A 23276-nucleotide genomic window follows, 5' to 3' on the forward strand; every position below is an offset into this window, starting at 1 on the left:
TGCAACTGCAAAGGGCCCCAATGGGGCCCTTTTCTTTTAGGTAGCGGAGGTATCGACGACGCCGGTCGCATTGGCAACCGCGACTATGACGATCATGCATAGGAGCAGCACACCCAATGCCTTGAGCCAGAGTTTCGCGAGTTTCTTGCCGCGATAGCTGTCGAGCAGTGCGAATCGCCGACGTAGACGGCGCTTATCGAGCACCGCAAAATGCATAAGCGCCATAAGGCCATCGACAAAGAAAAAATACTCGATTATGAGAAGCCACGTCGGGTAGCTTTGGTTTGCTCCCGTGGGTTGAAAGACGGCAAAGTGACTTCCTGCAAAGAACACAAGCAGCGAGAAGCAGACGAGCGTATTCCAAATGCGCCCCAGGGACTCCGGAACGCGAGAGAGCAGACCGCATGCAGCGGAGGTGGCAGGCCTAGGAAGCCTTGTGGGGTTCTGGAGCCCTTGGGGCGTCAACAACGTCTCCGAGGCCGGAGTACGGACAGGCGCAGGCGCAGGAGGCCGCACGGGGCGACTCAGATCGTATGCCGCGCGCGTCGCCCGTCCCAACGCTTCCGCACTCGCAAAACGCTTGGCCGGGTCGAGCGCCATCGCCATGCAAACGACATCGGCAAGTGGAGTGGGAATGCCGCGCACCTCGCATTGCTCGCGCATGTCGAGCCCTGGTTTAGGGTCGACTCCCGTCAAACAAAAGAACAGCAGGGCACCGAGCGCGTAGACGTCGCTTCGCACGCTCGTCTGCCCAAACCCATACTGCTCGGGCGGCGCATAGGGCCGTGTCCCAAACTTGACAGTATCGGCATCGGCGCCATCGCGCCACACGCGCGCGATCCCCAAGTCGATAATCACCAGCGATGAAAACGTCAGGCCGTCATCAGGCGTATAGTTGGCACCTGTCACGATGATATTCGACGGCTTGAGGTCGCGATGGATCACCGGCGCCGAAGCCTCCCCCGCCATTGCAAAACCGGCATGGAGCTCGCCCACGGCGTCGCAAAGGACAGGATACAATTCACGCGCATAATCGGGAGCGGCTCCCAGACGGTCCACCAGTGCCCCGAATGTCTCCCCTTCGATGTATTCCATAACCACGTTGAGCTCGTCGCCCGAACGACGACAATCGACGATTCTGGGCAGGTGCTCAAAACGCCCGCCTGCCCGCTGAGCGGCAAACAGACGCTCGTATGCCCCGCCGATTTGAGCCGAAGCATCGATACGTTTACGGACAAAGGGACCGAGCGAACCACCGCCGGTTCCTTCAAAGTACACGAGCTCGGTTGTTTCAACAGACGAGCGCTTAAGTACACGCTCCACGCGATAGCTGTCGTCGCGATCGAGCGACGCCAGGTGCTCGGCAAGCGCTGCGGTCAGCTCGTCATTGGAATATGTTGGGGCCTGAGTATCCATAGCCTCCATCATAGCGCAGGGCGCAGACACCCCATCGCATCCGCGCCCCGTTCGTTTGCATCGTTGTTCGACAGCTCCGCCGGCTCAGATATCAGCCGCTAACTTACCGTCTCCTCGCCAAAGCGATACAGCTCCTCGTTGACCTTTTGGAGGCTGCACCCGCGATCGATGCAAAAGATGATAATCGCATCGCGGCGGTCCTTGCAGCTAAGGACGCTTACCCCGGCAGCCGTCAGTGCACGGTTGGTCTCTTTGAGCGTCAGCGCCATAGCAAAGGCAATCTGCAGCACCTTATTGCGACTCGGATGACGCGCACCGGTAAAGATCTGATAGCCAAAGGTCTCATTGAGATCGGCCATACGAACCACGCGCGAGCGCTCCAAGCCCTTTTCCTGCAGTAGCTGCTTCAGGTAATCCGAAAGCGACGGGGCGGCAAAGTCGTGCTCCCTGATATAGCCATCGATGTTCGGCGCATCGAGAAGCTCATTGAGCAACTCCTCGGTCAGCTTTTTATCGGGCATACGACTTCACCTCCCATCCGGCGCAACGGTAGCGACATGCTAGGCCAGCACCCAGCTTGCAGTGGCAGACTTATCAAACATGTTGGCAAAATACAGTGCCTTCTTGATATCGCCATCAAAGTAGATATTGCCCGCCACGGAGCCACCGGCGGAAAGGGTACCAGACTGCAGCTCATCGGAGCCCTCGCTGTAGTAACCCTGATTCTGTTGGGCGCCGTTGGCGTCCTCGCCCTTCCAGTCGTAGATATTGTAATCTGCGCCCTCATCGCCATTGTTGACGTACGTGACATGAATGCCCGTCATGGTCGAACCGTCATAATTTGTAAGGCCGGGCTGGACGGAATCGACAACGACGGAAAGACCGGCAGCTGTGGTCACCGTCGTGCCAACCGCCAGGTCAGTCGTAGGCTGCTCTTCCTTCTTCGCCTCTTCCTTCTTGTCGCCATCGCCAGCGTCCTCGGTGACGGTCGCCTTATCGCTACCACAACCGGCAAGAAGACCGGCAGTCCCCAAGGCGACGGTGGCGAATGCGCCAAATGCAGCGCGACGGCTCAGCAGCACTTCGTTTTCGAGCTTTTTCATTATGCATCCTTCCTACGATCCGGCTACCGCGCCGGTACACAGCACATCGTAGGAAGGATTAAACTTGAATTCATTAGCTGAGAGCTAAGGTTGCCATATAGAAGTGCATGAAGCGCGTGTCCATCGCCGATGACACCTCGAGGCTTGCCAACATCGATTTGAACTACTGGTTCTACGCCTGCAGCGCCTTGCCTCGATTTCCGACATGGCGAACCTGCACGGCGTGGTCCATACGGACGACGACGCTCTCGAGCATGCCCTGCACGCTCGATGCTCGCACGAGCTCGACAGAATCCTGGTAGATGCGGGCTGAGAACCGCCCAAGGGTCGCATGGGCCCGACCACATTCAACAACCACAAGGCCATCGTGGGCGGCAATGACACGGCCTGCGGCTCAAAGCAGACGATGGGCGCGATACGCCGCAACGACGGCGAGGGGCAGGCGGGTTAGCTGACGGCTGGATGAGGCTTGGAACTGAACCAAATAGCACCCCTGACGGCTGCGCAGACGTCTTTCCTGCGCTGCTGCCAGGAATGAGTGCGCCGCCCCAGCGTTGCAGGCTAGGCGTTGGGCGTAATGGCGCGTAGCAAGAACCGGCCTACCCCTCATTGAGATATTGCCTTCGGTCGGCCATGTGCTTTCCGGCGAGGGAACTTCCATGACGCAGTCCGTCCGAAATCGTCTCTCGGAAATAGTCGTCTTTCTCATCGCAGAGATTCTCGAGCTCCACCACTCGCGATGCCAAACGGTCTGAGACCTCGCGCTCTATTACGAGATCGTCTGACAGCTGAGCGTTTTCTTCCGTCAGCCGAGTATTCTTTTCCAGCAGCTGATCTTTCTCATGCGAGTTGTTGGCAACGTAGGCGACAGCCCCAATGGCAGCCGCCCAGGCAATCCCCTTCTTATGTTCTTTGACGAATTGGACGGCTTTCGCTGCGCCCTCCTTAACGATATCGGGAATGGCTTCCACCTTTTCTCGGGTGGCCTGCATGAGAGGCTTCTTTTCCGCATCGTCAAGCTCAAGGTCGGTTTCCGTCAGCGTTGTCTTCACGCTCTCTTCCTGCTGCTCGTCCTTGAACTCGAACTCTTCCATTTCAGCCTCCATTCCTTCCTCTTTGGCGTATTTTACCCCGTGCTTTAGGCCGATTACTCAGTTGCCAGCTGATTTGTGACCACAGCGGATAATGCACTCGCAAGTTGACCTATGTCCTGCCAGGAGATCCAGTGGAGTCTATTGCAGTGACGCTCATCGGCGTCACTGCAACACCGATCGGAGTGGTCGAGTCCAACTCGCGCAGCCGCGCGGTTATGGAGCTCAAGATCGACGAGCTCACATCGAGCGAGCCTACAAACTCGAGCAGGAAATGGCCGTGGTCAGGCTCGACGTTGACGCGCTTTTGCGATGGGCTGGCATGGGGGCTGGCGATTGCGGCCTGCATCCCCGTGTTGCTGGCGGCGGTGCTCTCGCGCCAAACGCTTGCGCATTCGGATTGCTACACAACGAATGAAACTTGTTGATGCGGGGCGCGGTTCATTCAGGGTCCGCCCCCTCGCTTCATCCTCAAGAAGCTCGTCGAAGCCTACCCCACCGTTACGGATTCCCCGGTAAAGGCACTGATCATCAACAGGACAAAGAACACCAGGCAGCTGACACTCAGCGGGTACGCAATAATCAGGAAGACGACCCCCGCCGACATTGGTTTTACCGTCGGCACGGCGTTGCTCACGATTGCGGCAGAGCCAAATCGTCACGCCAATAGCCACGATCAACAGCAAACTGCCGCTGCCGCCAACCCGGCAAGCGCAAACATAACGCCAATGCTCACAGCAATAACCGGAAGCAACAACAAGCCGCATCCACACCCACCGGGACTATAAACGGCAGACTGTCGGCGTCGCCCCATCGTCACTCCAACCTCAACATCTTTGAACACTACAATGCGATAGCCTGCTGAACAGGAACGATCTTATCCAGTTCCGGCTCGATGCGCCTCTTTTCCGCCTCGAGGTCAAACGCTATCTGGGCGCGCAGCCAATAACCATCCGTTAGGCCAAAGTAGCGGCAAAGGCGAAGATCGGTGTCAGCCGTAACACGACGCCTCCCCAAAATAATCTGCCCAATACGCTGTGCCGGAATCCCGGTCTCCTTAGCAAGACGATATTGAGAAATGCCCATAGGAACAAGAAATTCCTCTTTGAGAAGTTCACCAGGAGTCACCGGTGACAGCAAATCGGGCGCGGTCTCATCACTTGTGATAATCGACGATTTCGACATTCCAAGCCATCCCCTGTCTCCACTCAAAGCAGACCCGATAGCGCTCATTAACACGGATACTATATTGGCCGGCGCGATCGCCCTTCAACGCTTCAAGACGATTGCCCGGAGGAACGCGAAGGTCATCAAGTGAAGCACAAACCTGCAGTTGACGAATCTTCCTCAATGCGACCCGCTCAAAGGGCACGAACCTCCTGACCCGCACACCCATTGCAAAACGTTCGGTATCCTCATCTTTGTACGATGCAATCATAGTATCGCCTTACGTTAATAACGTCAAACGTTTCTACAGACATACATCTCTATTATACCGTACATTTGTTCGTATTTTCTAGAACATGCGCCCGCGCCGATTAACCAAGCAAAAGCAATCGTTTGTAGACATCGAGGCCCTTGAGCAAAATTCCCTCGTCAAAGAGCATGGTATCGGTGTGAAGGGCGCTCGTGGCATAGGCGGGACAGCCATCCGAATCGCTCGGGTTTTCTTGACCCTCCGGCACACCCGTGCCCAACAAGAAGAATACGCCCGGCAGATGGCGCTGATAGAACGCAAAGTCCTCGGCAATTAACAGCGGCTCCTCCACAAGCTGCAGGCCGGGCAAGGCAGGCGCGACACAGGCAAACAACTCGGGGTCGTTGTTGACCGGCGGATAGCCCTCGGCAAAGTCGAGATCGTACGTGCAGCCCGTTGCAGCGCATGCCTCATCAAGCACGCGGCGCACGCCTTCGCGCGCCCGGTCGAACATGCCGTCCGTAAACACACGCAGGCTTCCGGCCACATGGGCCTCCCCCGCCACCGCGTTGCAAACCGTACCGGCCTGCAGCAGACCAAACTTGCCGATGCAGGGCTCGTCGCCGCCCAGCTCGTCCATCAGCTCGCGCTCGGCAACCAAAAACTTCGCTGCCGCCAACGCGGCATCGTGCGACTCCTCGACCGGCACGCCATAGGTCTTAGCAATATGGATGCTCGTACCGTGAATATAGATATGCGTCTCGCTCGAACGCGCCAGCAGCGGACCGGAACAGCTCGCCAACGTGCCGGCAGGCAGATCGGGCCACACATGGAAGCCAAAAATGCGGTCGGCCCCATAGCGCTCGAACACGCCGCTCTCGCATACCGTCTTGGCACCACCGGTCGTTTCCTCGGCCGGCTGGAACACAAAGAGCACGTTGCGCCTCATGGCGCCCGGCTGCTCGCGAATCGTACGGTCGACATACGTCGCGGCGGCAAGTGCCATGGCCATGTGACCGTCATGTCCGCAAGCGTGCATCTTGCCGGGATGGGTCGAGGCAAAGGCCGCCCCTGTCGCCTCCTCAATGGGCAGCGCATCCATATCGGCGCGAATCGCCGTGGCATGCGCGGCATCAACGCCGGCGTCGAAGAAAGCGCAGACGCAGCTGGGGCACGGATGGGTCACTTCGCAGGTGAGCGGTGCCAGCACGCCCTCGATATAGGCAATGGTTTGCGGAAGATCGAAATCGAGCTCCGGAATGCGATGGAGATCGCGGCGATAGCGACGGAGTTCTTGGAGCTCGGTCATAGAGGATCCCTTCGTGAGGCACATCTGTTGCAACTTATTGTGATACAGGATTGTGGCGCACATGTTTCCAGCATATCCCTGCATTTTTTAAACGTTATATACGAATACTCTTGTTTGGTAAAGTGCAACGTGATAGGGTCTTTACCACTTGATAGAGGCGCGGGCACGAAGAGCCGCGGGTGAGCCGGCAGGCTTTGACCCCGCGGGGAGGCGAAACCCGCCGAACTGGGTTTTTCGGGCACGAACAACCTGGTGGGCCTGTGGGAAACACCCACAGGACTGTCTGCAGCAATGCGGGAGCGCTATCCGGACATTGGGTCCACGCTATGCGGATTCGATGCGCAGATGGCGCCGTCTGGATAGCGAGGTTTACGGGACATGGCATTGACCCCCAACGAGGCATATGCGGCCAAGCAGCCGTTTGTGGACAAGGAGACGCTCGAGCATATCGTCGAGCAGTTCCCCACGCCGTTTCATCTATACGACGAGGCGGGCATCCGCCGCAACATGCAAGAGGTGCGCGACGCCTTTGCGTGGAACCCGGGCTTTAAGGAATACTTTGCCGTCAAGGCCAACCCCAACCCGGCACTCATCTCCATTCTCAACGAATACGGCTGCGGCTGCGATTGCTCGAGCTATACCGAGCTCATGATCGCCCGCTCGCTGGGTATCACGGGGCACGACATCATGTTCTCGTCCAACGACACGCCGGCTGCGGACTTTGAACTCGCCGACAAGCTGGGTGCCATCGTCAACTTTGACGACATCAGCCACATCGAGTTCTTTGAGCGTGTTGCGGGGCCCATCCCCAAGACGGTCAGCTGCCGCTTTAATCCGGGCGGCCTGTTCCAGCTCTCCAACGGCATCATGGACAACCCCGGCGACTCCAAATACGGCATGACCACCGAGCAACTCTTCGAGGCCTTCCGTATGCTCAAGACCAAGGGTGCCGAGGACTTTGGCATCCACGCATTCCTTGCCAGCAACACCGTCACCAACGACTACTACCCCAAGCTCGCGCGCATCCTCTTTGAGCTTGCCGTGCGCCTGGAGCGCGAGACCGGCGCACACGTCGCCTTCATCAATCTATCCGGCGGCGTCGGCATCCCCTACCTGCCCGAGCAGCAGGCCAACGACATTCACGCCATCGGCGAGGGAGTGCACGCGGCATACGACGAGATCCTGGTCCCCGCAGGCATGGGCGATGTGGCAATCTACACCGAGATGGGCCGCTTTATGATGGGCCCCTACGGCTGCCTGGTCACCAAGGCCATCCACGAGAAGCAGATCTACAAGGACTATATCGGTGTCGATGCAAGCGCCGTCGATTTGATCCGCCCCGCCATGTATGGTGCCTACCACCACATTACGGTGATGGGTCAGCCGGGCGGCGCCGACAAGGGCACAGCGCCCGTCACGAACACCTATGACATCACGGGCAATCTGTGCGAGAACAACGACAAGTTCGCCATCGATCGCGAGCTACCGCATATCGACATGGGCGACCTGCTTGTAATCCACGATACCGGTGCGCATGGCTACTCCATGGGCTACAACTACAACGGACGGCTGCGCTCCGCCGAGGTCCTGCTGCGCCCCGATGGCGCGGCCGACCTCATCCGCCGCGCCGAGCGCCCGGGCGATTACTTTGCCACGCTCGACGTGCTGCCGTGCGGCCGAGAACTGTTGGCCAAGTCGCGCGCCGAAAGTGCCCGCCGCCGCGCCCAAGACGAGCGCCTGGCAGTCGCCGCCCAATGGAACAAGCGCATCCAGATCGCCGAAGCGAAGGAGAAGAACATGGATATCCGCAATCTCGAGGGCTCAATCGTCGCCCTGGTTACGCCGTTTAAAAAGGACGGCAGTGTCGACTTTGATGCGCTCGAGCGCCTTATCGATTTCCACCTGCAAAATGGCACCGACGCCATCCTCGCCCTGGGCACCACCGGCGAGAGCGCCACGATGACCGACGACGAGGACAACTCCGTTGTCGCCGCGGTGGTCAAGCAAGTTGCAGGACGCGTCCCCGTCATCGCCGGCTCGGGCTCCAACTCCACGCAGACCATGCTCACCAAGTCGCTCACTTACCAGGGCTTGGGAGCCGACGGCCTGCTGCTCATTACCCCCTACTACAACAAATCCAACGAAGAGGGTATCTACCAGCACTTTAAGACCGTCGCCGATGCCGTAGACATCCCCTGCATCCTGTACAACATCCCCGGCCGCTGTGGCTGCGGCATCAGCGAGCGCAACGTGGAGCGCTTGGCCGCGCACCCCAACATCATGGGTATTAAGGAAGCCTCGGGCAACGTCGCCTACGCTGCCAAGATCGCCCACCTGCTGTCCGACGACTTCCGCATGTACTCGGGCGAGGACGCGCTCACCGTGCCGCTCATGAGCCTGGGTGCTTCGGGCACCATCAGCGTGTGGGCCGACGTGCAGCCGCAGCTCGTACATGACATGTGCCGCGCCTATCTGGACGGTGACGTGGCACGTGCCCGCGATATCCAGATTGCCGGCCAGCCGCTCATCAATGCCCTCTTTAGTGAGGTCAACCCCATCCCCGTCAAGGAAGCGCTCGCCCAGATGGGTATGATCGAGGCAAACTACCGCATGCCGCTGTGCCCCATGGCAGACGACACGCGCGCTACACTTACCGATGCTCTGAAGGGAGCTGGTCTGCTTGATTAAGACCGTCATTATGGGAACGGGCCGCATGGGCTCGCTCATCCGCACTACCGCCGAGGGTATTGTCGACGCTGCCGGAGAGCCCGTTTTTGACATCGTCGCCCAGATCGGCTTCGACTTGTCAGAGCTCGAGAACGCTCCGGCAGCCGACGTCATCATCGACTTCTCGAACGTTGCGACCTTCGACGCCGTCGTCGCCTATGTCGAGCGCACGGGTGCGGCGTTGGTCTCGGGCACCACAGGCTATACGCCCGAGCAGATGGATCGCCTGCGCGAGCTGGGTCAGAGCGCCTGCGTCATGCACTCCGGCAATTACTCCATCGGTATCGCAGCCCTGCGTCATCTGGTGGCACAGGCCACGCGAGAGCTGCCCGGCTTTGACTGCGAACTCGTCGAGACGCACCACAACCAAAAGGTCGACGCCCCCAGTGGCACTGCCAAGTTGCTGCTCGACGCCGTCGTCGAAGCCGAGCCCGAGGCAGGCTACCACCCCGTCTATGGCCGCGAGGGCATGTGCGGAGCGCGCGACCCCAAGGAGATCGGCGTGCACTCGCTGCGCGGTGGCACTGTCGCCGGCGTGCACGAAGTGAGTTTCTTTGGCCAGGACGAAGAGGTCACGCTCACGCATCGCACCACGAGCCGTCAGATCTTTGTCAACGGCGCCTTGGCAGCCGCGCAGAAGCTCGTCACCCGCGAGCACGGCTTCTATACGTTCGACCAGGTCATGTTTGCCTAACCAGGTATCAACCGGATCCACCCAAAGGAGAGACCGCAAATGAGCAACGCAGCCGAAATGGATGCACAGGAGATTATCAACTATATCGCCACCGCGCCCAAGAAGACGCCCGTCAAGCTGTACGTGCGCGAAAAGCCGGGCATGAAGGTCCAGTGGGGCAATGCGCATGTCTATGGCGGCCGCCGTGGCAAGACTGTATTTGGCGACTGGGATGAGCTCAAGGCAATCCTCGACGCCAACGTCGATTCCATCGACTACTACGATGTGGAGAACGACTGCCGCAACTCCGCCGTGCCCATGCTCGACCTCAAGGGCATCAACGCCCGCATCGAGCCGGGCGCGATCATCCGCGACCGCGTCGAGATCGGCGACCGTGCCGTCATCATGATGGGCGCCATCATCAACATCGGCTCCGTCATTGGCGATGGCTCCATGATCGATATGGGCGCCGTGCTGGGCGGTCGCGCCACCGTGGGCAAGAACTGCCACATCGGCGCCGGCACCGTGCTGGCAGGCGTCGTGGAGCCCGCCAGCGCCACGCCCGTCATCATCGAAGACGACGTTATGATCGGCGCCAATGCTGTGGTCCTGGAAGGCGTGCGCGTGGGCAAAGGTGCTGTCGTTGCCGCCGGTGCCGTGTGCGTCGAGGACGTTCCCGCCGGCGCCGTGGTCGCCGGTGTCCCCGCCCGCGTTATCAAGATGCGCGACGAGAAGACCGACAGTAAGACCGGTCTCGAAGAGGGCCTGCGCCAGCTCTAATAGTTACGCGGTTTTATCAAACCGCGTAACTTGTCGACGCTCCAAACGACCCAGAGCGGCAATCTGACGTTCAATCGTCGGGCATGACCAGAAGGTCAATGCCCTCCTCTTTCACGTCACCTTGCTCGCTCTGGGTCGTTTTCGCTGACTTATGCTCAACCTGCAACGTGATTAAGCCCCAAGTAAAAAGGCCGAAGCCCTCGTCCGAGGCTTCGGCCTTCCCTATCTCAGGGTGCCGTCGTATTCAACCATGGCGAGTTGCTTTGACAGGCGCCCTACGGCCGTCTTATAGACCTCGAAACGATCGCGCCGCCCTATTGCCACAATCTCGGCAATCTCAACCATTCCGTCCTCTCGGATTCGGAAAACCATTCTGAGTCCCGCATTCCGCCATTTAATCTTTTTGCAGCCGTCGAGCTCGCCGTGAAGCGGCGTTCCGATTTCATCAGCGCGCGTCTTTAATTTTGCGACGGCAATACGGACGAGCCTGCGCTGGGATCCATCTAGTTTTTGATATTCCTTCTCGACGTCTCGATTCAAAAAGCCGACAACAAAATGCCCGCTCATTCGAAAAGGTCCTCGTCGGGAATCGCGTCCGGATCCATCGACTCAAGCTCCGCGAGGTCCTCGGCAGTTAAGGCGTCCTCAAACGGAACAAACTCATGCGGACCATGCTTGACTCGATCCGCAGCGATGCGATTTATCTCAAGTTCACGCAGATACTGCAGCGCGCCGTACATTTCCTCATAGGCAGCATAGTCGATAATCACGGTATCGATATCATTATGATCAGCAATGAACTGAGGCGCGCGTTTTGCGCGTTTACGAATGGTGGATAAGGACTTGCTTGCTTCGGTAGCAGAAACAACCTGGTCTTTTGTAAACACCGGTTTTTCCAGAACAAGTGGGGACATTTTGACCTCCAAAAAATAATCTGGATTATATTTCAAAGTATACTTCAAAATATAATCCAGACTTTTATTCAAAAGTTAAAAGCCTTATCGATTCTCGATGCTACCGATGTTTTTGAGCTCGATGGAGATGAGGCCGTTGGGCTCGTTGACGAACTCGATGTACTCGGAGTTTGAACCCATCTCGGCCGGGAAGCTGATCTCGATGCCCGTGTCGGTACGAATCTTGTGATTGCGTACGGCCGCGCGTTCGACCTGCTTGCGCTCCACGGGCACGCGCTCGGGCACCTTCTCCTCGGTCAGCGCCGCGCGCACGCTCTCCTTGATGACCGGCTCGTCCTCAAAGACCTCATCGACGATATCCCAAGGCGGCAGCTCCTCGTCGTCTTCAACCTTCTCGGCAACGGCGGCTTTGACCTTGGCGAGCGCTACGGCCGTGTTGGCGCCGTGCTCTTCGGCGACTTCCTCGACCACACGCGTCACGGTGTCGATGACTTCCTTGCCCGAAACCCCCGTGTCGCATTGCAGCAGACCATCAGGGATAAGCATACGGTCCTCGCCGGCAATCTTGCGCTTCTTGTCCACATAGCCGATCTCCATGGTGCTCGCACGCACGATGGCATAGCTTGGCACCTTTTGCGAGGGGTTTGGCAAAATGGCGTAGTGGCGCGCGATGTCGTTACGAACCTCGCCCTCTTCGCGACCCACCTCGTGCATGAATGCCTGCTTGGAGCCCAGCAGCATCACGGCAAACCAGCGGGCATCTTCATCATCGTCAAAGTCCGCCACAAGCACGTCAGTGGACTCGGCTTTCTCGGCCTTGGTGAGTTCGGAAGAGATGAACTCCGCAATCTGCTGAGACAAGTCCACGAACTCACGCTCACCAAAGAAATAGCCCTTGAGCTCGCCGCCAAACGCAGAGTTCTCCGCAAACGTGGCGCGCTTATTGTCGGCCGAGGTACGTGCGCGGCGCAGATGCGTGGTCACAAAGCTGCGCACGATACGGCTTTCGATATCCAGCTCGCGCTGGCTCATGACGTTGACGGCAGAGTCAAAGTCCAGGATATGCAGAATCGCGTGATTGATTTTCATATACGGCATTCCGTTCTAGATCGCTTTTGGCACGAACCAGTATAGCGGTCGAGTCCGCCCCAGGCGCATCGAAGATTGGTGCAAACAAGCCTGTCCCCTTTGCATAAAAAAGCGCCCGGGTCACATGGGCCCGGACGCCTTCATTGTAGCTTTTCGCTCTAGCGAGCTTGATTTAGCAGGAGAAGTCGACGCTGTCGATAATGTCCTTGAGGGCCTTTGCGGAGGCGGTGAGCTCATGCTGCTCGTCATCGTTCAGCGGCACGGGAACGCGGCAGACAACGCCGTCGCGACCAACGACGGTCGGCATGGAGATGGCCAGATCGGACAGGCCGTACTCGCCCACCATGAGCGAGGAGACGGGCAGAACAGTCTGCTCGTCACGCATGACGGCAGTGCAGATGCGCTTTACCGCCATAGCGACACCGTAGTAGGTGGCGTGCTTCTTCTCGATGATGGTGTAGGCGGAGTTCTTGACGTCCTCGGCAATGCGCTTCTCGGCAGTCTCATGCTCCAGGTGGCCGTGAAGCTCACAGAAGGTGTTCAGCGGCACGCCGGCAACCTGAGCGCTGGACCAGGCGACAAACTCGGAGTCACCATGCTCGCCCATGACGTAGGCCTGAACGTCGCGCGGGTCAACCTCGACGTGAGCGCCGAGCATCTGCTGCAGACGGCCGGTGTCGAGCACGGTGCCGGAGCCGATGACATGGCCCTCGGGCAGGCCGGACATCTTGATGGCGGCGTAGGTCAGAACGTCGACCGGGTTGGAGACGATGAGCAGAATGCCGTCGAAGCCAGACTTCTTAATCTCGGGAATAATGGACTTAAAGATGCTGACGTTCTTGTTGACCAGGTCCAGGCGGGTCTCACCGGGCTTCTGAGCAGCGCCAGCGGTGACGACGATCATGGCGGCGTCGGCGACATCAGAATAATCGCCGGCGTAGATCTTCATCGGCTCGGCAAACGTCATGCCGTGCGCAATATCCAGGGCCTCGCCCTCGGCGCGGTTCTTGTCCACGTCGATGAGAACCATCTCGGAGAACAGACCACTCTGCATCAGCGCGAACGCCGAAGACGAACCGACGAAACCGCAGCCGACAATAGCGACCTTCTTCTCGTTAACCATTAGAAACTCCCATCTCTCTCCACAAACAAGCCGCCCGGGAACGACCCGAGCGGCTTGCCGTGATCCCAATACATCCAATCGGGACTTTGATTATGCTCCTATACGCAGCCAAAAATCGACCGTTTACCGAAATTATTTGCAGGATTCGTATAATAACTGAACGAAATCGGTTTCGAGCTATTGACGAGCCCAAATAGTCTTCTAATACAGGCCCGCCTCGCGGATGGCCTCGACAGCCAAAGCGATCTGATCGGGCGGCAGGACCAGCGCCATGCGCACGTGCCCCTCGCCCGAAGGGCCAAAGCTCGCGCCCGGCGTCACCACAACGCCGGCCTTCTCCATAAGCTCCTCGCAAAACGCCATGGAATCGGTGCGGCCACCGGGAAGCTTTGCCCACACAAACATAGAGCCATGCGCGTTGGGACGCTCCCAGCCCAGGTCCTCAAGACCGTCGCACAGGGCATCGCGGCGCTCCTGGTACTTCAGACGTTGCGCCTCGACCTCATCGCGCGAACCATTGAGGCAGGCGATGGCGGCCTTCTGAATCGGGAAGAACATGCCAAAGTCGATCTGGCTGCGCAGCTTGGCAAAGGCAGAGACCACATCCTCACGGCCGACCAAAAAGCCGATGCGCGCACCGGTGACGTTAAACGACTTGGAAAGCGAGAAGAATTCCACGCCCACCTCGAGCGCGCCGGGATACTGCAGGAAGCTGCCACCGGGCTCGCCGTCAAACACGATGTCGGAGTACGCGTTGTCATGGACGATCAGCAGGTCGTGCTCGCGGGCGAAGGCGATAATCTCCTCGTAGACCTCGGGCGTGCCCACCGAGCCCACCGGGTTGGCGGGCAACGACACGATCATGTACTTGGCACGATCGGCCACCTCGGGATCGATGCCCGCCACATAGGGCAGGTAATTGTGCTCCGCCACCAGCGGATAGTACTCGAGCTTGGCGTCGGCGATCTTGGCGCCCGCCTCAAAGACCGGATAGCACGGATCGGGAACCAGAATGGTGTCACCCGGATCGAGCAGGGCCAGGCCCAAATGACCCACGCCCTCCTGCGTGCCGTTGCACGACTGCACCATGGACGGCGTAATGCCCGAAACGCCAAAGCGACGCTCATAGTAATCGCACACGGCCTGCTTAAGCTCGGGCAGGTCGCGCAGGGAATACTTCCACATCTCGGGATTTTGGGCGGCCTGCGTGAGCGCCTCGACCACGTGGTCGTACGGCTTAAAGTCGGGCGTGCCCACGCTCATGTTGTAAATGGTCTTGCCCTGAGCCTTCAGCGCAAGAAGTTTGTTGTTGAGCGAGGCGAAGACCTCCGCGCCAAAGCGGTCGAGACGCTGCGATGCCTGCATGGTGCCACCTTTCGATATAAAAATACGGCGCTCCGACAAGAGCGCCGCGCGATACGGGCCATCAGATTGCAAAAGTGTAACGCTTGCAACCCCCGTATTGGTTCAATTTAGCCAACCTTAGTCAATTGGATTGAGCGCGTCGATCCGCGCAAGCCACAGACGCGAGCTGGCGTCACTCGGCATACGCCAATCGCCGCGCGGGCTGAGCGTCACCGAGCCCACCTTGGGACCATCGGGCAGACAGCTGCGCTTAAACTGCTGGGCAAAGAAGCGACGATAGAACGTACGCAACCACGTGTGGACGGTCTTGGCATCATAGACACCCTCAAAGCTCTTGAGCGCCATACGGTAGATCTTGCCCGGCTCAAAGCCAAAACGCAGCAGGTAATAGAGGAAGTAATCGTGCAGCTCGTACGGGCCCACCAAATCCTCGGTCTTCTGCGCAATCTCACCGTCGCCCGTGGGCGGCAGAAGCTCGGGGGACACCGGCGTATCGAGGATATCGAGCAAGACCTCGGCAATACGCCCACCAAAGACATCAGCGGCATAACGCACCAGATGGCGCACAAGCGTCTTGGGCACGCTCGCGTTGACGGCGTACATGCTCATGTGGTCGCCGTTATAGGTAGCCCAGCCGAGCGCCAGCTCTGACAGGTCGCCCGTGCCGATAACAAAACCGCCAGCCTGGTTGGCCAGATCCATCAGAATCTGCGTACGCTCGCGGGCCTGACTATTCTCGTAGGTCACGTCCTGAACTGCCGGGTCGTGCTCAATGTCCTTGAAGTGCTGCTCCACAGCCGCGTGGATCGAAACCTCGCGGAAGCTCACACCCAGGTCGCGAGCGAGCGACTCGGCATTCGACTTGGTGCGATGTGTCGTGCCAAAGCCGGGCATGGAAACCGCCGTGATACCCGTGCGCGGCAGCCCCAATGCATCGAAGGCACGCACGGTCACAAGCAGTGCCAGCGTGGAATCCAGGCCGCCCGAAAGACCGATGACTGCAGCCTTGGTACCCGTATGGGCAAGGCGAGTCTTGAGGCCGGCAGTCTGCAGATTGAGGATCGTCTCGCAGCGCCCGGCCAGGTCACCATGGTCGGCCGGCACAAAGGGCGCGCGGGGGAAGACACGGTCGATGTCAAGCGCATCACGCAGGACAGGTTCTTCGGCCAGCATGCCCTCAAACGAAAACTCAACAATCGTGGCCTCCGGCGCATCATCCGCGCGCGTCCACGTGGTCGAACGACGGCGCTCGGCAACCAGACGGTCGAGGTCAACGTCGGCCACCGCCATATCGCAGGTGAGGAGCTTCGTGGCGGCGAGCTTCGAACCGTTTTCGTAGACGAGGTTCTCCCCTGCAAAGACCATGTCGGTCGTGGACTCGCCCTCGCTCGCGTCCGCGTAGGCATAGGCGCAGTACAGGCGCGCGCTTTGGTTAGAGATAAGGCTGCGGCGATAGTCTGCCTTACCGATAATCTCGTCCGAGGCCGACGGATTGAGGATCACTGTCGCACCGGCAAGCGCCATCTCGGTCGAAGGGGGCGCCGGCACCCACAGATCCTCGCAGACCTCAACGCCCAGCACCATATCCTCGGCGTCCCCATCACAGCAGCGGTAGACAAGCCCCGAACCCAGCGGAACCGGACCCTGACCGGCAAACTCAACCCACACGGGATCGGCGGGCGCCGGAGCAAACCAACGGCGCTCATAGAACTCGCCATAGTTGGGCAGATACTTCTTGGCCGTGAGGCCCAAAAGCTCGCCCGCGCAGCACACGGCGGCACAGTTGTAGATATTCTCGGCCACCGCAACGGGAAGACCGATGGTAAAGACAATCGGCAGCTCGCGGGTTTCATCGAGAATATGTGCCAGTGCAGTCTCGCAGGTATGCAGTAATGTGCGGTTATGGAACAGATCAGCCGCGGTATAGCCAGTCAGATTAAGCTCGGGCAGCACCAGAGCACGGACACCGCGCTCGACCGCCTCGCGAACAGCCGCCAGCGCAACCTCGGCATTGCCCTCGACATCGGCCACGCGAATCCGCGGCGAGGCCGCCGCCACACGCAAAAAGCCATCAGACTGAGAAAGGTGAAGATTCATAAGAATGCTCCCGTGCGTAGACGCCATTCACAACAATTAGCAAGCCCTATTGTAGTTCAACCGCCGGGTGTAACCGCATCCCACCAATTTGGTGAGCTATTGATGAGTTGATGGTATCTGTTAAATGTCACGTACGATTCACATCTGGTGGGTACCCTGATGGCTACACGAAACGAAGCAGATTTACACCGGGAGGGCCCCGTATGACAACCAAGTACACCGACGCGCCGCGCACGCGCGTCATGACGCCGGCATCGCTCAACAACGGCGTTCACGAAAACCATTCCATCGGACAGACCATGGCCATCGCGCCCAAAAAGGGCCTGTTCGACGACATTTCCATTCCCCAAATCATCGCCGGCGCCGCAGCTGCCGCCACGAGCGTCGCACTTGCTTCCAAGATCGGCATCGCCGGATCGGTGATCGGTGCCGCCGTGAGCTCGGTCATCACCGTTGTGTCCTCGCAGGTCTACCGCCACTTTATCTCTGCCAGCGCCAACGCCCTCAAAGGCACGCACGCCGCCGTCGACTACCCTGCCGGCGCCTATGAGCCCGTTGACCTTAATGCCGAGGAGCACCTGGGCGGCGCCGCGACTACGCAGGAGATGCGCCAGGTTGCGGGGCGCGCGACCACGGCGCGCGTCGCCCCCAACAGCCTGCGTGCCAAGGCGGCGGCAGAGCGCAGCCAGACGCAAAAGAAGGTCATCGTCTTCTCGATCGCCATCGCCATCGTCGCGGTCATCGCCTGCGCTGGCGCCATCCTTATCACCACCGCCGGTGAGGGTCTGGGCGAGCGTCCCGAGTCAATCCTTTCGTCGCGCACAACCGAGCACGATGCGGATAGCTCAGATCAATCGCAAAGCCAGCAGGATGACTCGCAGGACACCTCCGCATCCACCGACTCGTCCTCGAACACCCCCGATCAATCGCAGAGCGCCGATTCCTCTGTGAACAACAGCGGTACGCAATCCGGCACGACTGACTCAAGCCAAACGACCGACGGCTCTCAACCGAGCACGAGCGACCAGACGAGCGGCAACATGTCGGGAACGGACACAACCGACAGCGGCAACAATAGCAGCTCGAGCGGCACCGCATCTGGTACGGCATCTGACAGCTCAAACCAGGGTACGGCATCGGGCAACTAGGAGCTGTATCCCCAGATAGGCAACCTAGACAACGGGCGCGAATCGGCAGCGATTCGCGCCCGTTTGTCTCAGGTGCCGCAATGCCAAACCACGTGCGATGGTAAGATGCTTTGGTGTGTATAGAGGAGATTTGCCATGAGCAAGACAATAGTTAAGCCCACACTATCGCTGGGCAACCACATCTATCTGTATCGCCTGCTGCGCGATGCGATTGGGTGCGGCAAGCAAACGTTTATGACGCAGGTCGAGGAGGCGCTCGCCGCTGGTGACATGACCGCTTATGACCTGGGCTTCGAGTCCACGCGCGAGCTGCTCGAGGAGCTCGACGACTGCATTAAGCTGACCGTCTTTAAGGGCGGCCGTCTGTATGCCACCGTCATCGCCAACGAGGCATGGGATGCCGCCCTTGCCAAAGGCGAGGACAAGCCCAAGGCTGCCAAGGGAGCCAAGCAGTCCTACAAGAAGAAAAAGCGCGGCGAGAAGGACCTCAAGGCCGTGCGCCCCAAGCATGTTAAGCGTCCCGAGCCAGAAGCCATGGTTGAAGCCGTACCGGAACCCGAGCCCGAGACAGAGATCGAAGTCGCTATTGAGGTAACGGCAGAAGCCGAAACCGAAATCGCCGCCACGACCGATCCCGAAGTCATATCAGAGCAGGAAGCCACTGCGGAGCTCGAGGAGGCTCCCAAGTCGACAACCGAAGAAGCCGCCAACCAACCCGAGACGCCTGCGTTCCAAAACAGCGATGTTTTTGGCGACGAGGCCGAGGACGATCAGTCCGACGAGCCCGACGATCAAGACGCTACCGAGTCGACGCCAGAGCCCGAGACGCCGCAGCCCGCCATCTCGCTCACGGTCGTCTATGACCCCGAGAACGCCAACGCCGGCATCACCACCATGGCATCCACGCCCATCGAGGCAAAGTCGAGCGTCGAGAACGAGAACGCGACTCAGGTTGAGGTTGGAACCGCAGCTGCAGACGCGCCCGTCACTGTGGAGCCCGCAGATTCCACGATCGAGCCGGAAGCGACGCCGGAGCCCGCACCCGTCATCGAGTCCGTGCCCACCTCTGCTTGCGAGCAAATTCCCGCACCTGCACCGGCTTCGGCACCCGCAGCGGCCCCAACCCCCGCACCTGCAGCACCCACCATCCCCAAGGACTTCCCCGTCGATTTCGCAACCGAGGTCTTCTGCCCCGGCCCGCTTCTGCACCAGCTGTCGACCTATCTCCCCTACGGCGCCGACACGCTCGGCATCGTCGGCGAGTACTACTGGATCGCCCGCGAGCGCGGTACCATCGAGGCCGCGCGAAACCGCGCAAGCTTCCCCCTGCGCTACACGCAGGCCGGCGAGCGCCACGAAGTCACCGTGCGCATCCGCCGCAACACCACCGGCGGCCTCGGAGCCACCTGGACCATCGATAAAGTCGAAGAACCCGAGCAGTAACGACAAACGGCTCAAATCCAAATCAGGATTTGAGCCGTTTTTATTTGTTGATGTTGCGTAACCAACAGCGAGCGGGCCGCAAGTGCCCCAGGTTGCCGTGAAAGAGGAGCGACGCGTACTTCGGTACGCGAGCGACGGTTTGAACGGCAAGATGGGGTGCTTGCGGCCCGCGCAGCGTCGAGCAGTTACGCGGTTTGGTAAAACCGCGTAACAAATTAGTCACGCGTCAGCTTGCGGTGAATACGATGCGGCTGGGCTGCGTCCTCGCCCAGGCGCTCGATGCGGTTGGCCTGATAGGCCTCAAAGTTGCCCTCAAACCAATACCAGTTGCCCGGATTCTCGTCGGTGCCCTCCCACGCCAGAATGTGCGTGGCGACGCGGTCCAGAAACATACGGTCGTGGCTAATGACCACCGAGCAGCCCGGGAACTCGAGCAGCGCCGCTTCGAGCGAGGACAGCGTCTCGACGTCGAGGTCGTTCGTGGGCTCGTCGAGGAGCAGCAGGTTGCCGCCCTGCTTGAGCGTGAGCGCCAGGTTCAGACGGTTGCGCTCGCCACCGGATAGTACGCCAGCGCGCTTCTGCTGGTCCTGGCCCTTAAAGCCAAAGCTCGCCACGTACGCGCGGCTGGGGACCTCGGTCTCGCCGACCATCATGTGGTCCAGGCCATCCGAGACGACCTCCCACAGGTTCTTATCGGGGTCGATGCCAGAACGGTTCTGATCGACATAGGAGATCTTGACGGTCTCGCCCACCTCGAGCTCGCCCGAAGTCAGCGGCTCCAGGCCCACGATGGTCTTGAACAGCGTGGTCTTGCCCACACCGTTGGGGCCGATGACGCCCACGATGCCGTTGCGCGGCAGGGTGAACGATAGGTCGTCGATGAGCACGCGACCGTCGAACTCCTTGTGCAGGTGATGGGCCTCGAGCACCTTGTTGCCCAAACGCGGGCCCACAGGGATGCGGATGTCGGTCCAGTCGAGCTTCTGGCTTGCGCGGGCCTCGGCCTCCATCTCCTCATAACGAGCCAGACGGGCCTTGTTCTTGGCCTGACGGGCCTTGGGGCTGGAGCGCACCCACTCGAGCTCGGCCTCCATGCGCTTGGCGAGCTTGGCGTCGCGGTTGCCCTGAGCCTCGATACGCGCGGCCTTGGTCTCCAGATACGTGGAGTAGTTGCCCTTGTAGGGATAAAGGTGGCCGCGGTCGACCTCGCAGATCCACTCGGCAACGTTATCCAGGAAGTAGCGATCGTGTGTGACGGCTAGCACCGCGCCCTGGTAGTTGTGCAGGAAGTGCTCGAGCCACAGGATCGACTCGGCGTCCAGGTGGTTGGTGGGCTCATCGAGCAGCAGCAGGTCGGGAGCTTCGAGCAGCAGCTTGCACAGGGCCACGCGACGGCGCTCGCCGCCGGAAAGCACGTTGACCGGCATGTCGGAATCGGGCAGCTGCAGGGCATCCATAGCCTGGCCGAGTTTGGAATCGATATCCCAGCCATCGGCGGCGTCGATCTCGTCCTGGAGCTTGCCCATCTCGGCCATGAGGGCATCCATGTCGCAGTCCGGGTCGCACATCTCCTCGCCGATCTTATTGAAGCGATCGACCTTGGCGATCATGTCGCCAAATGCCATGCGCACGTTCTCGATGACGGTCTTGTCGTCGTCGAGCGGCGGCTCCTGCTGCAGGATACCCACGGTGTAGCCGGGGGTAAGTCTGGCATCGCCGTTGGAGACTTCCTCGATGCCGGCCATGATCTTGAGCAGGGTCGACTTGCCCATACCGTTAGGGCCCACGACGCCGATCTTGGCACCGGGATAGAAGCTCAGGGTCACATCGTCAAGGATCACCTTGTCGCCATGAGCTTTGCGAGCCTGATACATCTGGTAGATAAACTCTGCCATTTGCCTGTTTTATCCTTTCTACCTGCTGTTTCCCTATTCTTGTTTCGCTTTAGTGGAAACGAGATGAGAAAACCAGCTCTAAAACGTAACGAAAAAGGGGCACGGTTGCCCATACCCCCTAATACTACCTGGGAAAAGTCCCCCGGAACATACTATGAACTGCGTACGCTAGTTTTCCGCAACCTTAACGAGCGGCTCGCTGCGATTTGCGCCACAGCAGATACGAGTAGACGTAGACGACTCCGACCGAACCAAACGCCAGCACCGCAATCACCGCGGCGACAACTTCACTCGAAAGCACGCTACCCGCAACGCCCATCACAATCAGACCAACACCCAGCACCATAAAGCACGCACCGCCAAAGCGCTGCGTACGGCGCCAGTTCTCGGGATCGGCAAGCGCCCAGGGCGTCTTGATACCGAGCGTATAGTTCTGCTTCACACGCGGCAAGTAGTTGCCTACGCCAATGAACAGCAAACCGACAGCACCGGAAATCAGCACGTTGACCGAACCGACCGCCGGCACCACGCCCCAGACCGTAAGCTCTCCCAGCCAGCTTATGGCGCACATGAACAAGGTGAAGGTGATTACGAAGCCCTGATAGAACTTGCCCGAGGTTCGATATGCCTCACCTTTGGGATCGATGCGCGGCACCACGTAGAACATTGCGAGAAGCACCAGGGGCAGCACGCCGTGCGCGGAGGCCATCCAGCTGGGACCCCAACCGTCAACGCCGTTCGCGCCCCAGTGCGTGGGAATCTGCGCAGGCAAGCTCGGCATCACCATAAGGTGCGCTACGATATTGGCGACGCACAGAGCGACCAGCGCGATCCACACGCGTGGCGATACCCCCGTGGCGTGAATGCCCTTGTTTTCGTTATTCATCCTTATCACCTTCAGTGTTTGTAAAGCCCATAAACCAACCGATCAAGTCCTGCATGACGGTGGTGTTTAAGCTGTAAACGATGTTTTGGCCATGACGTTCATCGGTCACCAACCCGGCGTTTTTGAGCGTCGCCAAATGATGGCTCAACGACGGCTTGCTGATGTCAAAATGCTCGGCAAGCTCCCCAGCCGTGCGGTCGCCCTCGCGTAGTAGTTCCAAAATGCGCCGCCGCGTAGGATCGGCCAGCGCTTTAAAACCCTCTCCCGGCATAGGACCTCCTCTCAGTATTTCGTTCGACGCGCACACTATACTCGATATTTAGATATTTGTCTAACTATCTAATCTTGTACTCAAAAAAATAGCCGCCCCGCGTAATGCGAAGACGGCCACTTCTCACGCCATAAACGTGTTTCGGAGTTGGCCAACCCGCGGCAACGGGCGCCATCTGCTTCAATCTTATGCGAATCCCGATCCCATTTCAACAAGCTCCAAGGGCTCAAATGGAATCGCAATAATACCCTTGATTATCAACTTTATCCGAACACCTCCCACATTCATCCGTACATGTGCGGATGAATGTGGGAACCCGATACCCTGAGGGCCGGATCGGCCGGCCCCGGGAGATCGGAGGACGGCATGTCCGGAAAGAAGAAGAGCGGCTCCGCAAGGGCGGTCCCGAGGGCCTACGTGTTTGTGTCAAGCTCGGGCTTTCAATTGAGGCAGCGGTTCTTTTCACACGTGGCAAGGAAAGGTTTCAGGTTTGGCAAAGGCGTGCCTCTTTCTCTCTTTGGCTTTGCCT

The 23276-nt window shown here is 59.3% G+C and carries 22 protein-coding genes and 1 riboswitch; of the genes, 6 read left to right on the forward strand and 16 right to left on the reverse strand.

Features of this window, described 5'->3' with window-relative positions:
• Window positions 1-36 precede the first annotated feature (36 nt).
• The 4 genes from ACTQW0_RS00815 to ACTQW0_RS00830 form a co-directional block, all read right to left on the reverse strand.
• Window positions 37-1416, reverse strand: a complete 1380-nt coding sequence (locus tag ACTQW0_RS00815; RefSeq protein ID WP_441566449.1) for a serine/threonine protein kinase — start codon at window positions 1414-1416, stop codon at window positions 37-39.
• A 98-nt stretch (window positions 1417-1514) separates the two neighbouring features.
• A complete protein-coding gene (locus tag ACTQW0_RS00820; protein WP_441566451.1) occupies window positions 1515-1937 on the reverse strand; it encodes an XRE family transcriptional regulator in 423 nt (140 codons plus the stop codon).
• Between the two features lie 39 nt (window positions 1938-1976).
• Window positions 1977-2519: a DUF4352 domain-containing protein gene (locus ACTQW0_RS00825; protein WP_441566453.1), complete on the reverse strand. Its 543-nt coding sequence runs from the start codon at window positions 2517-2519 to the stop codon at window positions 1977-1979.
• Between the two features lie 599 nt (window positions 2520-3118).
• Entirely contained in the window at window positions 3119-3613 is a 495-nt protein-coding gene (locus ACTQW0_RS00830; protein ID WP_427794864.1) for a hypothetical protein, read from the reverse strand.
• A gap of 131 nt (window positions 3614-3744) precedes the next feature.
• Between ACTQW0_RS00830 and ACTQW0_RS00835 the strand changes: the two genes are divergently transcribed.
• Window positions 3745-4038, forward strand: coding sequence for a hypothetical protein (locus tag ACTQW0_RS00835; protein ID WP_427794863.1), 294 nt, complete (start codon window positions 3745-3747; stop codon window positions 4036-4038).
• A gap of 415 nt (window positions 4039-4453) precedes the next feature.
• Here the strand turns inward: ACTQW0_RS00835 and ACTQW0_RS00840 are convergent, their stop codons facing one another.
• The 3 genes from ACTQW0_RS00840 to ACTQW0_RS00850 form a co-directional block, all read right to left on the reverse strand.
• Window positions 4454-4795, reverse strand: coding sequence for a HigA family addiction module antitoxin (locus tag ACTQW0_RS00840; RefSeq protein WP_427727846.1), 342 nt, complete (start codon window positions 4793-4795; stop codon window positions 4454-4456).
• On the reverse strand, window positions 4767-5048 hold the full coding sequence (locus tag ACTQW0_RS00845) for a type II toxin-antitoxin system RelE/ParE family toxin (protein WP_427747940.1): 282 nt from the start codon (window positions 5046-5048) through the stop codon (window positions 4767-4769). The genes ACTQW0_RS00840 and ACTQW0_RS00845 overlap by 29 nt, the downstream gene beginning before the upstream one ends.
• A 100-nt stretch (window positions 5049-5148) precedes the next feature.
• Complete coding sequence (locus tag ACTQW0_RS00850) at window positions 5149-6336, reverse strand: N-acetyldiaminopimelate deacetylase (RefSeq protein WP_441564392.1); 1188 nt, start codon at window positions 6334-6336, stop codon at window positions 5149-5151.
• 144 nt (window positions 6337-6480) lie between these two features.
• Window positions 6481-6649: riboswitch (Lysine riboswitch) on the forward strand.
• Window positions 6650-6714: 65 nt separating this feature from the next.
• Between ACTQW0_RS00850 and dapA the strand changes: the two genes are divergently transcribed.
• The 3 genes from dapA to dapD are packed head-to-tail and all read left to right on the forward strand — an operon-like array spanning window position 6715 to window position 10516.
• Window positions 6715-9024 (forward strand): 4-hydroxy-tetrahydrodipicolinate synthase, encoded by a 2310-nt coding sequence (gene dapA, locus ACTQW0_RS00855; protein ID WP_441054426.1) that lies wholly within the window; start codon window positions 6715-6717, stop codon window positions 9022-9024.
• On the forward strand, window positions 9017-9757 hold the full coding sequence (gene dapB / locus ACTQW0_RS00860) for a 4-hydroxy-tetrahydrodipicolinate reductase (RefSeq protein ID WP_441566455.1): 741 nt from the start codon (window positions 9017-9019) through the stop codon (window positions 9755-9757). The genes dapA and dapB overlap by 8 nt, the downstream gene beginning before the upstream one ends.
• Window positions 9758-9796: 39 nt before the next feature.
• A complete protein-coding gene (dapD, locus tag ACTQW0_RS00865) occupies window positions 9797-10516 on the forward strand; it encodes a 2,3,4,5-tetrahydropyridine-2,6-dicarboxylate N-acetyltransferase (RefSeq protein WP_441566457.1) in 720 nt (239 codons plus the stop codon).
• A gap of 222 nt (window positions 10517-10738) precedes the next feature.
• On the opposite strand, the gene ACTQW0_RS00870 is transcribed toward dapD, so the two are convergent.
• The 6 genes from ACTQW0_RS00870 to ACTQW0_RS00895 all read right to left on the reverse strand — a co-directional run bounded on the left by ACTQW0_RS00870 (window position 10739) and on the right by ACTQW0_RS00895 (window position 17104).
• Complete coding sequence (locus ACTQW0_RS00870) at window positions 10739-11083, reverse strand: type II toxin-antitoxin system RelE family toxin (protein WP_441566459.1); 345 nt, start codon at window positions 11081-11083, stop codon at window positions 10739-10741.
• Window positions 11080-11502 (reverse strand): hypothetical protein, encoded by a 423-nt coding sequence (locus tag ACTQW0_RS00875; RefSeq protein ID WP_441063773.1) that lies wholly within the window; start codon window positions 11500-11502, stop codon window positions 11080-11082. Before ACTQW0_RS00875 ends, ACTQW0_RS00870 begins: the two co-directional genes overlap by 4 nt.
• A 12-nt stretch (window positions 11503-11514) precedes the next feature.
• Window positions 11515-12519: a nucleoid-associated protein gene (locus tag ACTQW0_RS00880; protein WP_441559937.1), complete on the reverse strand. Its 1005-nt coding sequence runs from the start codon at window positions 12517-12519 to the stop codon at window positions 11515-11517.
• A 172-nt stretch (window positions 12520-12691) separates the two neighbouring features.
• Window positions 12692-13642, reverse strand: coding sequence for an L-lactate dehydrogenase (locus tag ACTQW0_RS00885; protein WP_117757347.1), 951 nt, complete (start codon window positions 13640-13642; stop codon window positions 12692-12694).
• Window positions 13643-13843: 201 nt separating this feature from the next.
• Window positions 13844-15007, reverse strand: coding sequence for a pyridoxal phosphate-dependent aminotransferase (locus tag ACTQW0_RS00890; RefSeq protein WP_441566462.1), 1164 nt, complete (start codon window positions 15005-15007; stop codon window positions 13844-13846).
• Between the two features lie 117 nt (window positions 15008-15124).
• Window positions 15125-17104, reverse strand: coding sequence for an NAD(+) synthase (locus ACTQW0_RS00895; RefSeq protein WP_441031599.1), 1980 nt, complete (start codon window positions 17102-17104; stop codon window positions 15125-15127).
• Between the two features lie 203 nt (window positions 17105-17307).
• Here ACTQW0_RS00895 and ACTQW0_RS00900 point away from each other — a divergent pair, with 203 nt between their 5' ends.
• Complete coding sequence (locus ACTQW0_RS00900) at window positions 17308-18252, forward strand: hypothetical protein (protein ID WP_441031601.1); 945 nt, start codon at window positions 17308-17310, stop codon at window positions 18250-18252.
• A 135-nt stretch (window positions 18253-18387) separates the two neighbouring features.
• The gene (locus ACTQW0_RS00905; RefSeq protein WP_441031603.1) at window positions 18388-19695 is read left to right on the forward strand and encodes a hypothetical protein; all 1308 of its coding nucleotides are present in this window, start codon (window positions 18388-18390) and stop codon (window positions 19693-19695) included.
• 215 nt (window positions 19696-19910) lie between these two features.
• On the opposite strand, the gene ettA is transcribed toward ACTQW0_RS00905, so the two are convergent.
• The 3 genes from ettA to ACTQW0_RS00920 all read right to left on the reverse strand — a co-directional run bounded on the left by ettA (window position 19911) and on the right by ACTQW0_RS00920 (window position 22747).
• Entirely contained in the window at window positions 19911-21590 is a 1680-nt protein-coding gene (ettA, locus tag ACTQW0_RS00910; RefSeq protein ID WP_055251458.1) for an energy-dependent translational throttle protein EttA, read from the reverse strand.
• 184 nt (window positions 21591-21774) lie between these two features.
• The gene (locus ACTQW0_RS00915; RefSeq protein ID WP_441031605.1) at window positions 21775-22476 is read right to left on the reverse strand and encodes an SdpI family protein; all 702 of its coding nucleotides are present in this window, start codon (window positions 22474-22476) and stop codon (window positions 21775-21777) included.
• Entirely contained in the window at window positions 22469-22747 is a 279-nt protein-coding gene (locus tag ACTQW0_RS00920) for an autorepressor SdpR family transcription factor (RefSeq protein WP_154517353.1), read from the reverse strand. Before ACTQW0_RS00920 ends, ACTQW0_RS00915 begins: the two co-directional genes overlap by 8 nt.
• Window positions 22748-23276: the final 529 nt, after the last annotated feature.

The organism is Collinsella sp. LCP19S3_B7 (assembly GCF_052121795.1).
In the GTDB taxonomy this organism is placed as follows: Bacteria; Actinomycetota; Coriobacteriia; order Coriobacteriales; family Coriobacteriaceae; genus Collinsella.

Bases quoted from the DNA above. Each gene is read 5' to 3' on its own strand.
- ACTQW0_RS00845 (WP_427747940.1), bottom strand. From the start codon at position 5,048: ATGATTGCATCGTACAAAGATGAGGATACCGAACGTTTTGCAATGGGT.
- ACTQW0_RS00900 (WP_441031601.1), top strand. From the start codon at position 17,308: ATGACAACCAAGTACACCGACGCGCCGCGCACGCGCGTCATGACGCCG.
- ettA (WP_055251458.1), bottom strand. From the start codon at position 21,590: ATGGCAGAGTTTATCTACCAGATGTATCAGGCTCGCAAAGCTCATGGC.
- dapA (WP_441054426.1), top strand. From the start codon at position 6,715: ATGGCATTGACCCCCAACGAGGCATATGCGGCCAAGCAGCCGTTTGTG.
- ACTQW0_RS00820 (WP_441566451.1), bottom strand. From the start codon at position 1,937: ATGCCCGATAAAAAGCTGACCGAGGAGTTGCTCAATGAGCTTCTCGAT.
- ACTQW0_RS00825 (WP_441566453.1), bottom strand. From the start codon at position 2,519: ATGAAAAAGCTCGAAAACGAAGTGCTGCTGAGCCGTCGCGCTGCATTT.
- ACTQW0_RS00870 (WP_441566459.1), bottom strand. From the start codon at position 11,083: ATGAGCGGGCATTTTGTTGTCGGCTTTTTGAATCGAGACGTCGAGAAG.
- ACTQW0_RS00885 (WP_117757347.1), bottom strand. From the start codon at position 13,642: ATGGTTAACGAGAAGAAGGTCGCTATTGTCGGCTGCGGTTTCGTCGGT.
- ACTQW0_RS00890 (WP_441566462.1), bottom strand. From the start codon at position 15,007: ATGCAGGCATCGCAGCGTCTCGACCGCTTTGGCGCGGAGGTCTTCGCC.
- ACTQW0_RS00815 (WP_441566449.1), bottom strand. From the start codon at position 1,416: ATGGATACTCAGGCCCCAACATATTCCAATGACGAGCTGACCGCAGCG.
- ACTQW0_RS00840 (WP_427727846.1), bottom strand. From the start codon at position 4,795: ATGTCGAAATCGTCGATTATCACAAGTGATGAGACCGCGCCCGATTTG.
- ACTQW0_RS00880 (WP_441559937.1), bottom strand. From the start codon at position 12,519: ATGAAAATCAATCACGCGATTCTGCATATCCTGGACTTTGACTCTGCC.
- ACTQW0_RS00920 (WP_154517353.1), bottom strand. From the start codon at position 22,747: ATGCCGGGAGAGGGTTTTAAAGCGCTGGCCGATCCTACGCGGCGGCGC.
- ACTQW0_RS00830 (WP_427794864.1), bottom strand. From the start codon at position 3,613: ATGGAAGAGTTCGAGTTCAAGGACGAGCAGCAGGAAGAGAGCGTGAAG.
- ACTQW0_RS00895 (WP_441031599.1), bottom strand. From the start codon at position 17,104: ATGAATCTTCACCTTTCTCAGTCTGATGGCTTTTTGCGTGTGGCGGCG.
- dapD (WP_441566457.1), top strand. From the start codon at position 9,797: ATGAGCAACGCAGCCGAAATGGATGCACAGGAGATTATCAACTATATC.
- ACTQW0_RS00850 (WP_441564392.1), bottom strand. From the start codon at position 6,336: ATGACCGAGCTCCAAGAACTCCGTCGCTATCGCCGCGATCTCCATCGC.
- ACTQW0_RS00915 (WP_441031605.1), bottom strand. From the start codon at position 22,476: ATGAATAACGAAAACAAGGGCATTCACGCCACGGGGGTATCGCCACGC.
- ACTQW0_RS00905 (WP_441031603.1), top strand. From the start codon at position 18,388: ATGAGCAAGACAATAGTTAAGCCCACACTATCGCTGGGCAACCACATC.